This is a genomic window from Streptomyces sp. NPDC005551, from assembly GCF_042871785.1.
GTDB lineage: Bacteria > Actinomycetota > Actinomycetes > Streptomycetales > Streptomycetaceae > Streptomyces.
In genome coordinates, this window is record NZ_JBIAJE010000005.1 from 54349 (window position 1) to 70553 (window position 16205).

General features: G+C 74.6%; 10 protein-coding genes. 5 read left to right on the plus strand and 5 right to left on the minus strand.

The window, feature by feature from the left end; genetic code table 11:
* Window positions 1-52 precede the first annotated feature (52 nt).
* Window positions 53-1222: a lactate 2-monooxygenase gene (locus ACFYP4_RS15630; RefSeq protein WP_358854496.1), complete on the plus strand. Its 1170-nt coding sequence runs from the start codon at window positions 53-55 to the stop codon at window positions 1220-1222.
* A 178-nt stretch (window positions 1223-1400) separates the two neighbouring features.
* On the opposite strand, the gene ACFYP4_RS15635 is transcribed toward ACFYP4_RS15630, so the two are convergent.
* Window positions 1401-3287 carry a ricin-type beta-trefoil lectin domain protein gene (locus tag ACFYP4_RS15635; RefSeq protein WP_388785762.1) on the minus strand — a complete coding sequence of 629 codons (1887 nt, stop codon included), beginning with the start codon at window positions 3285-3287 and terminating at the stop codon, window positions 1401-1403.
* A 546-nt stretch (window positions 3288-3833) separates the two neighbouring features.
* On the opposite strand from ACFYP4_RS15635, the gene ACFYP4_RS15640 reads away from it, so the two are divergent.
* From ACFYP4_RS15640 to ACFYP4_RS15650, 3 genes are all read left to right on the plus strand, one after another.
* Complete coding sequence (locus tag ACFYP4_RS15640; protein WP_388786230.1) at window positions 3834-6218, plus strand: SpoIIE family protein phosphatase; 2385 nt, start codon at window positions 3834-3836, stop codon at window positions 6216-6218.
* Between the two features lie 87 nt (window positions 6219-6305).
* On the plus strand, window positions 6306-7601 hold the full coding sequence (locus ACFYP4_RS15645) for an arsenic transporter (protein ID WP_388785764.1): 1296 nt from the start codon (window positions 6306-6308) through the stop codon (window positions 7599-7601).
* A gap of 5 nt (window positions 7602-7606) precedes the next feature.
* The gene (locus ACFYP4_RS15650) at window positions 7607-8095 is read left to right on the plus strand and encodes a universal stress protein (RefSeq protein WP_358854499.1); all 489 of its coding nucleotides are present in this window, start codon (window positions 7607-7609) and stop codon (window positions 8093-8095) included.
* 25 nt (window positions 8096-8120) lie between these two features.
* Here ACFYP4_RS15650 and ACFYP4_RS15655 read toward each other — a convergent pair whose 3' ends face one another.
* From ACFYP4_RS15655 to ACFYP4_RS15665, 3 genes are all read right to left on the minus strand, one after another.
* Window positions 8121-10154 carry a ricin-type beta-trefoil lectin domain protein gene (locus ACFYP4_RS15655; RefSeq protein ID WP_388785766.1) on the minus strand — a complete coding sequence of 678 codons (2034 nt, stop codon included), beginning with the start codon at window positions 10152-10154 and terminating at the stop codon, window positions 8121-8123.
* A 474-nt stretch (window positions 10155-10628) separates the two neighbouring features.
* Window positions 10629-13406 carry a helix-turn-helix transcriptional regulator gene (locus ACFYP4_RS15660; protein ID WP_388785768.1) on the minus strand — a complete coding sequence of 926 codons (2778 nt, stop codon included), beginning with the start codon at window positions 13404-13406 and terminating at the stop codon, window positions 10629-10631.
* A 5-nt stretch (window positions 13407-13411) separates the two neighbouring features.
* Window positions 13412-14299, minus strand: a complete 888-nt coding sequence (locus tag ACFYP4_RS15665) for an alpha/beta fold hydrolase (protein WP_388785770.1) — start codon at window positions 14297-14299, stop codon at window positions 13412-13414.
* A gap of 358 nt (window positions 14300-14657) precedes the next feature.
* Between ACFYP4_RS15665 and ACFYP4_RS15670 the strand changes: the two genes are divergently transcribed.
* On the plus strand, window positions 14658-15497 hold the full coding sequence (locus ACFYP4_RS15670; protein ID WP_358854503.1) for an endo alpha-1,4 polygalactosaminidase: 840 nt from the start codon (window positions 14658-14660) through the stop codon (window positions 15495-15497).
* An 84-nt stretch (window positions 15498-15581) separates the two neighbouring features.
* Here the strand turns inward: ACFYP4_RS15670 and ACFYP4_RS15675 are convergent, their stop codons facing one another.
* Window positions 15582-16115: a flavoprotein gene (locus ACFYP4_RS15675; protein WP_358854504.1), complete on the minus strand. Its 534-nt coding sequence runs from the start codon at window positions 16113-16115 to the stop codon at window positions 15582-15584.
* Window positions 16116-16205: the final 90 nt, after the last annotated feature.

The following is a 16205-nucleotide window of genomic DNA, read 5'->3' on the forward strand; positions in this document are numbered from 1 at the left end:
ACAGGATCGACGTCCACAGCACGGATCAAGGGACGAGAGGCGGGACGTACGGATGGCGAAGCACTGGGCCGACTTCCAGTACGAGATCTATCTCAATGGGATGACGGGGGCCGTGCCGCGGCTGCCCACGGACCTGACGCGGCTGGAGGAACTCACCGAGCAGCGGCTCGGCCCCGGTCCGGTCGGCTATGTCGCGGGCAGCGCGGGCAACGGCAGCACCGCCCGCGCCAACCGGGCCGCGCTGGAGCGGCGCAGGATCGTGCCGCGCATGCTCCGGGACGTGCACGAACGCGACCTGTCCGTGGAGGTGTTGGGGCGTACGCTGCCGGCGCCCCTGGCGCTCGCTCCGGTGGGGGTGCTGTCGATCATGCATCCGGACGCCGAGTCCGCCGCCGCCCGGGCCGCCGCCGCCCAGGGCGTGCCCTTCATCCTGTCGTCGGCGTCCAGCACCCCCATGGAGGTGGTCGCGGAGGCGATGGGCGACGCGGAACGCTGGTTCCAGCTGTACTGGGCCAAGGACCGCGAGGTCACCCTGAGTTTCCTGCACCGCGCCAAGGCCGCCGGGTACACGGCGCTGCTGGTCACGCTCGACACCCCGATGCTGGCCTGGCGGCCCCGCGATCTCGACCAGGCGTACCTGCCCTTCCTGCACGGCGTGGGCACCGCCAACTACTTCTCCGACCCGGCGTTCCGGGCGGGTCTGGCGAAGCCGGTGCACGAGGACCCGAACGCGGCCGTCATGCACTTCGTGAGCATGTTCGCGGACCCCGGCAAGACCTGGCCCGACCTGGAGTTCCTGCGGGAGAACTGGGACGGGCCCATCGTCCTGAAGGGCGTGCTGCACCCGGACGACGCCCGCCGTGCCGCCAGTGCCGGGATGGACGGCGTGGTCGTCTCCAACCACGGCGGCCGTCAGGTGGCCGGTTCCGTCGCGGCGGCCGACGCGCTGCCCCGCGTCGTGGAGGCCGCGGGCGACCGGCTGGCCGTCCTGTTCGACAGCGGGATCCGCACCGGTGACGACGTCTTCAAGGCGCTCGCCCTCGGCGCGCGTGCCGTCCTCGTCGGACGCCCCTACGCGTACGGGCTCGGCCTCGACGGACAGGCGGGCGTCGAGCACGTCATCCGCTGCCTGCTCGCCGAGTTCGACCTGACTCTCGCCCTGGCCGGCCACGCGGCTCCCGCCACCGTCGGGCCCGACGACCTGGTCGAGGAGACCGCGTGACCACCGGGCCACCGGGCCACCGGGCCGGCCTCCGCCCGCGCCTGGCGTCGGTCCAGTGCGCGACTCACGGTTTCGATGGGCGGCAAGTCGCCCCGGGACGCGGTGTGTCAGGCCGTGCCGGGCACGGCGCGCGGGCGGGTCCCGGACCGCTCCGGGGCCGCCCGCGCGCGTCGGCCCCTCAGAGACCGACGCCCGTCAGGACGTCGGGCACCTGAACGGGCGACGGGAGCACGGGCGCACGGCTCGGGTCGTCCCCGACGGTCACGACCCGGTCTTCCCGGTAGCTCTCCGACGGTGCCTCCTCCGGAGCCGCCGAGGGGTCCGTCCCCCGTTCGTCCGGCTCCTCCGGCGCGTCGGCGGACGGTGGTGGGGCCGTGGAGGGCCGGGCCGGCGGGGTGGCGGTGCCGGCGATCGACAGCGAATCGGGTCCGGCAGGCGGGGCGTCGGTCACCCAGCGCTGGTCGTCGGAGCCGTCCCGGACCTTGGACACCACGTCCGCCTTCGGATCCGGGGCGACGGGTGTGACCGCCAGTTTCCCGTTCCAGCGGGGCCGCAACTCGCCCTGTGCGGTGAGGTCGTAGCGCACGTCGTCGGCGCGCTTCGCGCTCTCTGCGGCGCAACGGCCCAGAACGACGAGTCCGGAGGCGTCCGCGTGGGAGTCCAGGCACAGTTCGGGGGCGGCGACGCTGCGCATCAGGCCGTCCCGCTCGTAGGACCACTGCTGGGTCCAGGCGGCGGAGCACACCGCGAGCGCCGTCCCGGTGCCGGTCCCGGCCTTGCCGCCCCGCACGTCCAGGCACAGGTCGGCGGCGAGATTGCGCAGCCGGGTCTGCCGGGGGACGGTGGGCAGGCCGGCCGAGTCGGGCGGCGACGATCCGGCGGGCGGGGATGGGGAGGCCTGGCCGGGTGTGGCCGCGGTGGGGCCGCCGGTCGCGCTGCTGGAGGCGGCCGGGTCGGCGCCGCCGCCGTCGTCGGACCACATGGCGGCGGCGAGCACGGTCACGAGGACGGCGGCGGAGGCGATCCCGGCACCGGTGACGACGGTCTTCGCGTCGAGCCCGCGCGGCGGGGGGCGGCGGCCGGACGCGGTGAACTGGGGCAGCAACCGGTGGCGTCCGCCGCCTGCCGCCCGTCCACGTCCGCCGCCGGGGCGTCCGCCGCCGCGCGGACCGTCGCCGAGCGGACCGTCGCGGTCGGCGGGGGCGGCCGCGTTCGTCCGCGCCCCCTGTCCGGCGCGGCCCGGACGGGATTCGAGGTAGCGCCGCGCGCCCCAGCCGAGGACGGATTCGGCGAGCAGCGTGCCCAACCCGGCCTCGAAGTGGCTCAGTTGTTCGGCGGCGAATCGGCAGTAGCGGCACTCCAGCAGGTGTTGCCGGACATCGGGCAGCAACGCGCCGCCGCGCCGAATGGGAACGTCCAGCAGTCTGTTGTAGAAGCGGCATTCCTTGGTCGGCGCGAGTTCCTGATGGGCGCGTACACATCCCGCACGGAATTGCTCGCGCGCCTGCTCCAGTGCGGCGGATGCGGTGCCGGCATCCAGCCCGGACAGACCGGCCGGTACGGATATGGGCTCGGCTTCGACCTCGGTGTGCCACAGCAGGCACTGGGCAAGTCCCGGCAGACTCAGGAAAGCGCGCTGGGCGAGCATGCGGTTCTCGGACGGCGTCGACTTCGCCGCCCGCAGGCCGCGGCCGCCCGCTGGTTTCCTCAGGTGCGGCAGAGCGGCCGATATCGGGCCGTTGCCGGCCCATTCCCTGACCGTGTCCCGGACCGTGACGAGGAGCAGGGGCCGCAGGGCGGCGCCGGACGCGCCCCTGGTCAGCTCGTCCAGTACCTGGTGGAAGGAGGCGGCGGCCACCATCGGGGCGACGTTCGCCGAGGAGGCGAGGCAGACGACGGAGTAGTCGTACGCCGACTGCCAGTGCCGCGCCATGAGCAGGGCGACGGGGTGGGGAGTCCCGTCCTCCGCCCGGTTGCTCAGGCGGGCCGCCAGGATTTCGTCGGATTCACCGGAAGGGGGTCCGGGTCGAGGCGGATGGGAAGGCCGTGGGGGGTGGGTGTGCACAGAGCGGATTCCTTCCAGGGCTCACCCCGGCAAGAGTTCCGCTTGCCCGAATGGCCCCTCATTGGTGCGTACCTTTTCGGTGAGCGCCGGGAAAGCAGCCGGGGACGGGCCGCACGACGACCGTCTGCCGAGGGCCTTTCGAGCCGGTCGACGGCCTGAAATACCGGACGGTGAATCAGACCTGGTCATTGCCCCTGCGCAGGGAGTTCACCCTCGCACACGTCGCGTTGGGCCAACAAGGCACTTGGGCAACTTCCGCCGCAATTGAAAATCAGTCAGCAAGGGCCGCATCTCCGCGGATCGCACCGGCTTTCGATATTCCGAACGCTCCGTGCGAACCGCAGCGTGCGCGCACGCTTCCGCCGCGCGGGAGCACCGTGGTCCACCGGGCTCCCTTCTGCCTGCTCCGTGCGCCGCCGACGGCTGTTCTCACGTCCCGGAGCCCGGGAGCGGCCGTCCCCCGGGTGCCGGACCCCGCCACCCACTAGGCTTGGTACGCGAGTGACGCGCTTGTTCACTGTGGGTGTGCGCAAGGGAGTGGCGACGATGGGCCGGGTCCTTCCCTTCGACGAGTCGGCCTCGGCACGGGCCGTCGTCGACGAGAACGGCGTCGTGCGCCACTGGAACGAGGGCGCGCGCCGGCTGCTGGGCCATGCGCCCGGCGACGTCGAGGGCCGCCCCGCCGCGGCTCTGCTGGCCCCCGGCAGCGTGCCCGCGCCGCCCGCACCGGACGGCGGCCGCTGGAGCGGCACACTGGATCTGCGCCACCGCGACGGCGGCTTTCGGACCGTGAGCGTGCTAGCCCACCACAGACGCACCGAGCCCGGCGGTCCGGGCGAATGGCTCCTGGTCAGCGCGCTGGAGGGCGGTGCCCGCCGCCCCGGGGACGACCTCCTCCTCTCGGCCGCCCTGGCGCAGTCCCCCTGTGCGATGGCCGTCTACGACGAACAGCTGCGGCTCCGGGCGATCAACGACGCGATGGCCGAGGTGGTCGGCCTCCCCGAGGACCGGATCCGCGGGCTGCGGGCCCCCGAGATCAGCGGCACCCCGGCGAGCGGCGACGTCGAACGGCGGATGCACGACGTGCTCGTCTCCGGTGTCCCCCGCGACGTGGAGGCGTATCTGCGGGCGGGCGGCGAGGAGCACGCCCACGCCTGGCTGGCGCGCATGACCCGGCTCACCGACGCCGGCGGCCGGGTGCTCGGCGTGTGTCTGTCCGCGCACGACTTCAGCGACCAGTTCCGCTCCCGGGAACGGCTGCGCCTCGTCAACGAGGCCAGCGTCCGCATCGGCACCACCCTCGACGTGACCCGCACGGCCCAGGAACTCGCCGACGTCTGCGTCCCCGCGCTCGCCGACTTCGTCAGCGTCGACCTGCTGGAACCGGTGGACCAGTCCGGCGACCCCACCCCCGCCCCGGTCACCGCGCCCGTGACGCTCCGCCGCGCCGCCCACCGGTCGGTGAACCCGGGGGCCCCCGAAGCCGTGGTCGAGCTCGGCCGGACGGACGTCTACCCCGCCTCCTCGCCCCAGGCGGACTCCCTGCTGGCCGCGCGGACCATCGTCGCACCGGACGAGACCACCGCCCTCGCGGACTGGCTGTCCTGGGACCGCAGGCGCGGCGAGCGGGTCGCCGAGCACGGCATCCACGCCACGATGTCCGTCCCGATCCAGGCGCGCGGCGCGACCCTGGGCGTGGCCGTCCTCAGCCGGTTCCGCCGGCCGGACCCCTTCACCTCCGAGGACGTCCTGCTGGCCGAGGAGATCACCGCCCGGGCCGCGGTGTGCATCGACAACGCCCGCCGCTTCTCCCGCGAGCGCGAGACCGCGCTGGCCCTCCAGCGCAGCCTGCTGCCGCGCAACCTTCCCCGCACCGCCGGCGTCCAGGCGGCGTCGCGCTATCTGCCCGCGGCGCGCGCCGGGGTCGGCGGCGACTGGTTCGACGTGATCCCGCTCTCCGGGATGCGCGTCGCCATGGTCGTCGGTGACGTCGTCGGCCACGGGATCCAGGCGTCGGCGACCATGGGGCGGCTGCGCACGGCGGTGCGGACCCTCGCCGACATCGACCTGGCGCCCGAGGAACTGCTGACGCACCTCGACGACCTCGTCGTACGGCTGTCGGCGGAGGCGGGCAGCGACGGCACGACCGGCGAGGTCGGCGCCACCTGCCTGTACGCGGTGTACGACCCCGTCTCGCGCCGGTGCACCGTCGCCCGGGCCGGCCACCCGCCACCGATCCTGATTCCGCCCGGCGGACCGTGCCGGCAGCTCGCCGTGCCGGCCGGACCGCCGCTGGGGCTCGGCGGGATGCCCTTCGAGCCCGCCGAGTTCGAGCTGGCCGAGGGCAGCGTGCTCACGCTGTACACCGACGGTCTCGTGGAGAGCCGCGAGCGGGACCTGGACGCCAGCCAGCAGCTGCTCTGCGACGTGCTGGCGAGGTACTCGGGCTCCCTGGACGACACCTGCCACGAGGTCCTGCGGAGCCTGCTGCCCCCGGGCGGCGCCTCCGACGACGTGGCCCTGCTTCTCGCCCGCACCCGCGGGCTGCCCGCCTCCCAGGTGGCGGCCTGGGACGTCCCCGCCGACCCCTCCCTCGTCGCCCCGGTCCGCAAGCACGTCGTGGAGCAGCTGGACTCCTGGGGCCTGAGCGATGCCGGGTTCACCGCCGAACTGGTGGTCAGCGAGCTCGTCACCAACGCCATCCGGTACGGGGAGCATCCGATCAGGCTGCGTCTCATCCACGACGAGACCACCCTCATCTGCGAGGTGTCCGACAGCAGCCACACAGCTCCCCACCTGCGCCGGGCCAGGACCTTCGACGAGGGCGGCCGTGGGCTGCTGCTGGTGGCCCAGCTGACGCAGCGCTGGGGCAGCAGGCACACGGCCGACGGCAAGACGATCTGGGCGGAGATCGCGCTGCTGGAGGAATGAGCGGGCGGTGAGCAGGCGGCCGTGCAGCGGCCCCGAGCAGGCCGGGCGGCAGGGGGCCGCGGCAACCGGGTACCGGCGGCTGCTTTCATGGACGGGCACCAGGAACCACGCCCGGAGGACCGAACCCTGAACACCCCGCTCGCCGAGGCCCTGTCCGTCGTCCTGCTCGTGGCGGTCCTGGTCTGCGCGGTGATCCGTCCCTTCGGCCTGCCCGAGGCCGTCGTGGCGGTCCCGGCGGCAGGCCTCGCCGTCGCCACCGGCGCGATCTCCTGGGAGCACGCCCGCGCCGAGAGCGCGCATCTGGGACCGGTGGTCGGCTTTCTGGCCGCGGTACTGGTGCTCGCCAGGTTCTGTGACGACGAAGGCCTCTTCCAGGCGTGCGGGGCGTGGATGGCCCGTTGGGCGGCGGGCCGGCCCGGGCGGCTGCTGACCGCCGTGTTCGTACTCGCCTCGGCGATCACCGCCGTGCTGAGCCTGGACGCCACCATCGTGCTGCTCACCCCGGTGGTGTTCGCCACCGCCGGCCGGATGGGCGTCCGCCCCAAGCCCCACGTGTACGCCTGCACCCATCTGTCGAACACGGCGTCGCTGCTGCTGCCGGTGTCGAACCTGACCAATCTCCTGGCGTTCACGGCCAGCGGGCTGAGTTTCACCCGCTTCGCCGCCCTGATGGCGCTGCCCTGGCTGGTCGCCATCGGTGCGGAGTACGTGGTGTTCCGGCGCTTCTTCGCCCGCGACCTGAACTCCGCCGCGCCCACGCCGACCACCGGGGCGCCGCCCGAGGTTCCCCTGTTCGCGCTGGTCACCGTGGGCTGCACGCTGGCCGGGTTCGTCCTCGCGTCCGTCATCGGCGTCGATCCGGCGTGGTCCGCGCTGGCCGGGGCGACCGTGCTGGCGGTACGGGCGCTCGTCCGCCGGCGCACCACACCGCTCGCGGTGGTGCGCGCCACCGCGCCGGCCTTCCTCGCCTTCGTGCTGGCGCTGGGCGTCGTCGTACGGGCGGTGGTCGACAACGGCCTGTCCGACGCCCTCGGCCGGCTCCTCCCGGACGGGACCGGACTCCTCGCGCTCCTCGGCATCGCCGCGCTGGCCGCCGTCCTGGCCAACCTGATCAACAACCTGCCCGCGGTCCTCGTGCTGCTGCCGCTGACCGCCGCGTCCGGCCCCGGCGCGGTGCTGGCCGTCCTCCTCGGCGTCAACATCGGGCCGAACCTGACCTACGCCGGCTCCCTGGCGACACTGCTCTGGCGGCGTATCGTGCACGAACACGACCATGGCGTGGACCTCGGGGAGTTCACCCGGCTCGGTCTGCTCACCGTGCCGGCCGCGCTGATCCCCGCCGTGGCGGCCCTGTGGACGGGACTGCGGCTCTTCGGAGGCTGAGGGACATGCGGGTGATCGCCTGGCTCGTCGAGGGGACCTGGCCCGCGTGCGTGGACGCCGTACGCGACCACGCGCCCCAGGCGGCGGACGTGGTCCTGCTGCACGTCGACGAACCGGACGCGGCCGGCCTCGCGCACGGCGCCTTCGCGGGCCTGCTGGGGCGCGGCCGTCAGGACCGTGATCCCGGCGACCGCCTGGCGGACCTGGGCAGCGCGTCGGCCGCACGGCTCCTGGCCGCGGCGGCGGAGCGGTTCGGTGGCCCCTGCACCCGGCTCGAACGCACCGGCCGCGCCGAGCGTGAGGTGGTCGCCGCGGCGGAGGGCGCCGGCCTGCTGGTCCTGGCCCGCGACGGCGACCGCGCCGGGCTCGGCCCGCGCAGCCTCGGGCCCGCCGGGCGTTTCGTCGTCGACCACGCGCCCTGCCCGGTGCTGCTGGTCTGGCCGGAACCGGCGCCCGACGTCACGACCCTGCCACCGCCGCCTCCCCCTGTCTGAGGGGCCCGCGACGCCCCGGGAGCCGTCAGCGGCGGCCGCCCCAGCCGCCCCGGCCCCACCAGCCGCCGTGTCCGCCCCACGTGCAGTCGGCGCGGGAGCAGGTGTCCCAGCCGGGACGTGCGGGTGTCCCGGCCGAGCGGGTCGCCGAGGGCGTGGGCGGCGGCGTGGTGGCCGGTGCGGGGGTCCGCGCGGGCGCCGGAGCCCTCGGCACCGGTGCCGTCGGCTCGTCGGCGGGGTCCCAGTCGACCGTCTTCAGCCGCAGCCGGTCCGCCGACGTGTCGGTCAGCCAGCGCTGCGCGGCCGACGTGTCCGCCCGGGGCTTGAGGACCAGGGCCGCGTCGCTCCGGCCGGAGGCGGGCGTCAGCGCGAGGTCCTGGTTCCACCGGGGCACGAGCGTGCCCTGGAGGGTGAAGTCGTAGCGCACGTTCCTGGTCCCGGGCTTCGACGCTCCCGTGCACCTGCCGAGGGCGACCGTGTAGCCGAGGTGGGAGTCGAGGCACAGGTCGGGAACGGCGCGGCTGCGCAGCAGCCCGTCGCTCTCGTACACCCACTGCTGGTTCGCGGACGGGCCGCAGGGCACGAGGACCGCCTCCGCGCCCGCCACCGGCTCCCTCCGGTCCAGGCCGACGCACAGTCCGCTCGCGGTGTTGCGGAGCCTGCCACGGAGGGTGCCGACGGGTCCGCCGTCCGCGGCCCCCACCCAGGCGGGCGGCACGCCCGGATCCGCCTCCGTGCCCGAGCCGCGCTTCCCGGCCGGCCGGCCGGGGACATCGGAGTCGTCGTCCGACCAGGGCCCGGCCCACACGGCCAGGGGTACGAGGACACAGGCGCCCACCGCCAGGACGGCCAGGGCGAGATACCGGCGACGACGTGCGCGCCGCAGCGCACGCAACGCCGCCGAACGGGACCCGGCGGCCGGCCCGGGGACGGCGCTCCCGGGTCCGGACGCCCGCCCCGAGGAGGCTCCGCGGTGTCCGGAGGAGGTGGGTGTCTCCGTCGCCCCGGCACGCGGGCGCCCCGACTCGTCCGCCGTGGCGCGCGCATCGGCCGACTCGGCGTCTCCCGCCGTTCCCGCGGCCGGGTCGGCCGCCGTACGGCCGCGGCCCCGGCCGCCGGCCGTCCTTGAGTCCGTACGGCCGGTGTGGCCGCTTCGGGGCGGGGTGCCCGGCGTTCTGCCCGGTGCCGTTCCGCTCGCCGTGCCGGGGAACGGCGCTCCGGGCGTGTCGGCGCCGTCGTCGGGGACCGGGCGCGGCCTCCCGGCGCCGCCCGACCGGTGCGACGCGGCGCGTCGCACACGGGGGCCGGGCCCCGCGCCGGGGTGTGCGGCCGCCCGCGTCGTCGTGTCGGCGAACGACTCGCCGCCGCGTATCACGCCGGGCGCGGCCTCCGCCGCCGCCCCTGCGGGGTCGTCGGTCTCCGGCGCGGCGCGGCCGGGGCGGGTGTCGAGGTAGGCCTGGGCGCCCCAGCCGAGCACCGCCTCGGCCAGCAGGGCGGCGAGCCGGCCGTCACGGTGGTTCAGCTGGTCGACGGCGTGGGCGCAGTGCCGGCACGTGGTCATGTGGTCGCGCAGGTCGGGGTCGAGAACGTTGTCGTCACGTCGCAGCGACACGTCGAGCAGGCGGCTGTAGCGCCGGCACTCCTGGTCGGGGGCGAGCTCGCGGTGGACGTCGAGACAGCCCTCGCGCAGGAGCGAGCGGGCCCGCTCCAGCTTGACAGCGGCGTCCTCGGCCGCCAAACCCAGCAGGGACGCGGGCGCCTCGAGTTGCTCGGCCTCGACCTCCGCGTGCCACAGCAGGCAGCGGGCGGGTGCCCCGAGGCGCTGGAACGCCCGGGAGACCAGACGCCTCGTGTCCGGGGGAAGGAGCCGGCTCGCGGCGCGCTCCCCTTCCCCGGCGGCGGACCGCAGGACGGGACGGAGCAGCTCCCGGCGGTGGTCGGCGTCCCACTCCGCCGCGATGCGCCGTACGGCGATCAGGACTTCGGGCCGCCATGCCGCCGTCGGACCGCTTCCGCGCAGGGCTCCCTCGAAGAGGCGGGTGAACGCGGCCGTGGTCAGCATTCCGGCCGGATGGGGCCCCTGCGTGCACAGGCGCGCATAGGAGTGGGCGGCTTCCCAGTGGGGGGCGAGCAGTTCTCCTACGGAATGGTGCGTGGGCCCTTTTCCCGCGTGCCTCTTCAGTTCGGAGGCCAGTTGTTCGTCCGTCAGCCTGAACGCCGGACCGGGGGCGGAGGAATTCGGCGGGACCACGGCATTCACGTTCACATTCCTCCCAAAGCCCGTGCGGCGACAAGTCTGTACCAGAGTTCCGCAGCGGGGGGTCACCGAAAGGCATTCGCGTGCAGGGGGAAACGAACATGGGCCGCACGCCGTCGGGCAAGGCACACCTTCGCACAGGCCACGGGGACGGAACAAGAGATCACGGAACTTCAGCGATACGTCCGGTGACCGTATAGTTGACGAGTTGTCAGCAAGCCCCGGCCGGGAGCGCTTTCTCGTTCTCTTCGCTCTCCGGAGTGTGCGAGCCTGAAGGCGTTACTCGCCCAGTACGTCCCGGAGTTGGGCCCGGGCGGTGATGCCGAGCTTGGGGAAGACGCGGTAGAGGTGGAATCCGACCGTGCGGGGTGAGAGGAAGATGCGCTCGCCGATCTCACGATTGGTGAGACCGGTGGCCGCGAGCCGGGCGATCTGCAGTTGCTGCGGAGTGAGTTCGGTGAGGGCGTCGGAGGCCGGTGCTTTCCCGGGGGTGACACCGGCGGCACGCAGTTCCGCGAGGGCACGCTCACGCCAGGGACGGGCCCCCAGCCGTTCGAAGACGTCGAGCGCCACGGCGAGCAGAGGGCGTGCCTCGACGGAACGGCGCCTGCGGCGCAGCCATTCCGCGTAGTCGAGACGGACCTGCGCCCGCTCGAAGGGCCACTGGTCGCCCTGCGGGTCGGCGAGCGCGGCGAGGAAGTGCCGTTCGGCGTCGTCCGGTTCGGCCAGGAGCGCGTTCGCCCGGTGCACGATCGCGTCGAGCCGCACGGACACCTCGCCCGCCGCGAGCCGCGTGCGCACGGCGTCGAGGACGAGCCGTGCGTCCGCGGCCCGTCCCGTCCGTACGGCGGCCGCGGCGAGGTCGGCCAGGTAGTAGTCGGAGGCGTGGAAGTGCAGGGGCGCGGGCTCCGGATCCTGCGTGTAGACCGCGCGGAACCGGTCGTAGGCCGCCGCGTGGTCGCCCTCGGCCAGTGCGGCGGCGCCCAGCGCGTAGTGGGCCCGCACCTGCAGGCTGCGGCAGGCGGGCAGGTCGATGCCGCGGACGGCACGCTGCACGGCGGCGCGTGCCTCCTCCGTGTCGCCGCGCAACGCGAGCAGGGTCGCGCCGAGGACCGGCGAACCGACGGCCACGTTCTCCAGGCCCGCCTCCGCGGCGGTGCGGTAGGCCTCGTCGAGGGCTTCCCGGCACGCGGTCCAGGAGCCGTTCTCGTACAGGGCGAGCGCGAGGGCCTGGGCCACGGTGGCGTTGGCCCCGGCCGTCGGGGAGCGCCGCAGGTGTTCCAGGGCGGCACCGAGCAGCCGTACCGCCTCGGCCGTCTCGTCCAGGACCCAGGCGGCCGCGCCCGCGACGATCAGGCGCGACAGGCGTCCGTCGGACGAGCCGTCGGCCCCGTCGGCCACGGGTGCGGTCCACGTCGTGGAGCGGAGCAGCTCCAGGGCGCGGGCCCGGTGCGGCAGCGGGTCGCAGCCGGCCAGGATCCACAGCCGTCCCGACTCGTCCTCCTGGGGAGGCACGCGCTCGGCGGTCCGCAGGATCTTCTCGCGGTGCGCGGAGCCGCCCGCGTTGTAGGCGGGTGTGGTGGCGGTGCCGAGTGCGTCCAGGGCGAGTCCGGGGTTCACGTCGACCGCGGCCTCGGCGACGGGCAGCAGGAAGCCGAGCGAACCCTCGAACTGAGTCGTCACGGCGAGCGCCCAGCCCGCTCTGAGCGAGGCCTCGGCCAGTACGTCCGGGTCCTCGGTGATCGCCGCGACCCGGGAGGCGATCTGGCCCACCCAGCGCGGGTGTCCCGCGTACATCGCCATGGTCGCGGCGCGCACCAGGCGGCGCGCGCGCCGGTCGGGGTCGGGGGTGAGCAGGGCCGCCCGTTCCAGTGCGGTGGCCGCCGCCGCGTATCCGCCGCGTCGCTGGGCACGGGACGCGCTGTCCACCAGTTCCCCGGCGGCCTCCTCGTCGACGCCGGACACGGCTGCGGCGCGGTGCCAGGCCCGGCGGTCGGGTTCGGCGTCGAGCACGTCCGCCAGTGCCCGGTGGGCGGCGTGGCGTTCGGCGTAGGGCGCGGCCTGGTAGACGGCGGAGCGGATCAGCGGGTGCCGGAAGCGGATGTGACCGTCCTCGATGCGGACGAGCCCGGCGTGTTCGGCGGGCAGCCAGTCGTCCGGGGTCGCCGGGCGGCCCGCGGCCGTCGTGGCCGCGGCGGAGAGGACGACGGGCAGCTCGGCCGTCTCGGCGGCCGCGGCGAGGAGCAGCAACTGCCGTGTGGGGGACGGCAGTCCGGGCAGTTCCGCGGCGAAGATGGCCTGCAGCCGGTCGGTGAGCGGGAGCGTGCCGTCCTGGGCGGCGGCCGGATCATGTCCGGCGGCCCGGGCCAGTTCCACCAGGGCCAGCGGCACGCCCGCGGCCTGCTCCAGGATCCGGGAGCGGGCCCGCCCGGCCGGCGGCCGGGGCTGGACGTCCAGGAGCCGGCCGGCCGCCGCCGGGTCGAGCGGTTCGACGGGCAGCGTGCGGGCCTCGCGTGCGAAGGGTGCGGGTGCGGCGCCGTCGCGGGCCGCGACGAGCACGGTGAGCGGCTCCCCTTCGAGGCGCCTGGCGACGAAGGCGAGGACGTCGAGTGTGCCCACGTCCAGCCAGTGGGCGTCGTCGACCACGAGCAGGAGCGGGCCCTCGTCGGCCGCGTCGGAGAGCAGCGTCAGGGTGCCCAGTGCGATGAGCAGGGGGTCGGCGTCGGGATCCGCGCTCTCCTCGATGCCGAACACGCCGAGCAGTGCGGTGCGTTGACGCGGGGGAAGGCCGTCCGCCAGGTGCAGGACCGGCCGCAGCAGCTGGTGGAGTCCGGCGAAGGGAAGTTCCGACTCGCCCTCGCAGCCGCGACAGCGCAGTACCCGTGCTCCGGCGTGGGCGGCCAGGCGGGCGGTGGCGTCGAGGAGCACGCTCTTGCCCAGGCCGGGGCCGCCCGTCACCAGCAGGACGTGCGCGGTCGGATCGTTCACCAGCCCGGCGAGCAGCGCCAGTTCGTGCTCGCGGCCGACGATCCACTCGTCACCCACGGGTGTCGTCACCGGTGTCATGGGGCGAACCCGAGGATCAGGTCGGCGACGGCCCGCGGGTTCTCCAGCGGCATCGCGTGGGTGGCGTCGATCCCGGCGACCGTCACGTCGGGCCGCTGCTCAGCCAGTTCGGCGAGGTCCCGGGCCAGTCCCTTCGCGAACGCGGCCATCAGTCCGTCGTACCGGTCGGTGCCCGGGACGGGCGGGTCGGGCCGCAGCGCACGGACGAGCAGGAGGGGCTGGGGCGTTCGCCGGAACAGGGCGAACGGGTCGAGCGAGTCGATCGCGGCCAGCATCTCGAGCGCGTGCTCGCGCTCGGGCCGCAGCTCCAGCCGGCCGTCGGCCCGTCGGTGGGTGGCGCGCAGGATCCCGGCCTCCAGCAACTCGTACGGGACGCCCAGCCGTTCGGACAGGACGCGCTGTTGGGCGAGCAGGTCCTTGAGTCCGTCGTGCGGGAGCGCCCGGCCCGACATCCAGGCCACGAGGTCTCTGAGCTCCGCGAGGCGTTCCCCGACGTACCCGGGGTCGAGATCCACGTACTGGTCGGGGCGGCCCCACCCGTACCCGTCCAGGTTCACGGCGCCCGGGGTGACGCCGGGGTGCTCCAGCGCGTGAAGGACGGCGAGCAGGCCACCGAGGGAGTGGCCGACGGGCAGCGCGTCCGGGATGCCGTACTCGTCCAGGACGGCGTCGAGGTCGCGGAGCACCTCGGGCAGGCTCCATGTTCCCGACGGTGAGCGACCGTGTCCGCGCAGATCCACGGCGAGCACCCGGTGCCGGTGGACGAGCATCGGAGCGACGGCCGCCCAGTCGGCGAGGGTGCGTCCCGCGCCGTGCAGCAGGAGCAGGGGCGGACCGTCGCCTCCGTGGTCGTGCACGGCCAGTGCGCTGCGGTCTTTCGTCATGTCATGACAATAAGGCCTCGGCTTCGGGTCGCACGATGAGGTCGAGCGTGGCCGGCGGACCGTCCGGGAACGGCCTGCTCTCCCGTGGTGTGCGCGGCCCGTCGGCCACGCTCGGCCTGCGCGCCGGCCGGCCCCGGGCACGGGCCCGGGCGGCGTTTCTGCCGGATGCCCGGATCCATGGCGAGGACCGGCCCTTGACGCGGGCGGGCCCGCACGCTTGGATCATGGCGTGCCGTGGTGCGACCCGGCACGCAGAGGTGCGCCCAGCCGGTAGCGGACTCGGTCCAAGCCCGGCCACAGTCGCCAGGATCGCGGACGCGTCCGAGGCGGGGCCGTACTCGCGATTGATGGAGCGCACATGCCCGTCAGGCGCGTCACCCGCGTCCGGCCCCTCAGGACCCTGGCCGCGGCACTGGCCGTACTCGCCGTGCTCACCGGCTGCGACGGCGGCGGCACGAGGAACCCCCCGGCGCAGCCGACGCGGGCCGGCGTCCGCCTCCCGCCGCCCGGAGCCGGCTTCGACTACCAGATCGGCGGCGCCTATCCCCCGCCCGCCGGCGTACGCGTCGTCAGCCGCGACCGTTCGTCGCCGCCCGCGCCCGGCCTCTACAACGTCTGCTACGTCAACGCCTTCCAGGCCCAGCCGGCGGAGCGGAGGTCGTGGCCGGCGGATCTGCTGCTGCGCGACGCGGACGGCAAGGTCGTCATGGACCGCGACTGGAACGAGGCACTGCTGGACATCGGCACGCCCGCCAAGCGCAAGCGGGTGGCCGCGCGCGTCAACCGGTGGATCGACGGCTGCGCCGCCAAGGGCTTCGACGCGGTCGAGCCGGACAACTACGACAGCTACACCCGTTCCCGGCACCTGCTGACCGCCGACGACGCCGTCGCGTTCGCCGGGCTCCTGTCGGCGCACGCGCACGCCCGGCACCTGGCCATCGGACAGAAGAACACGGTCGAGCTGGCCGGTCGGCGGTCCCGGGCCGGACTCGACTTCGCGGTGGCGGAGGAGTGCGGGGAGTACGACGAGTGCGGGGCCTACGCGAAGGCATTCCGGGACCGGGTGCTCGTCATCGAGTACACGGACCGTGGCCTGCGCAAGGCGCGTGCGCATTTCGGGGGCCGGCTGAGCATCGTGCGCCGGGACGTGCTGGTGTCCACCCCGGGCGACGCGGACTACGTCCGCCGGACCCGCTGACCGAAGCGCCCGGGCACGGGCGGACAGCGGGGGCCGGTGCCTCGGCCGGCAACAAGGCGCCGCGGTCGCCCTGTTCGCCGGACCTCACGCGGGCGGCGCGAGCAGGTCCAGGGCCCGTTCCCAGTGGAAGTCCCGGCGCCCGGCACCCTCCTGCGGTCCGCCCGCGTACGGGTCGCCGAACCGGACGCCCATGCCTGCCAGCCGCTCGACGCTCGCGCGGTAGGCGGGGTGGGCGGCCAACGCCTCGTTCACACAAGGCAGTACGGAGATGGGGACGCCGAGTCCGTACGCCTCGCACAGGGTTCCCAGGGCCAGGGTGTCGGAGATGCCGGCGGCCCACTTGTTGACGGTGTTGAAGGTGGCCGGCGCGACGGCCACCGCGTCCGGGGCCGGGAACGGGCGGGGGTCGCCGGGTGAGCGCCAGGCGGAGCGGACCGGACGGCCGGTGCAGGCCTCGACGGCCGCCGTGTCGAAGAAACCGAGCGCCGACGGGGTGGCCGTCACGCCGACCTCCCAACTCCGGGCCCGGGCCGCGGTGATCAGGGTGCCGACGTCCTGAGCGACACCGGCCGCGCAGACGACGACGTACAGGAAGGGCTTCTCGGTGTGTTCGCTCACCCGAGCACCCTAGGACCTGTCTGAGATTCGTCGTCGGTTGGGCATGAGCCGTCCTGGTCCGAAGATTTCTCCGTTGTCGATGCCGGGACC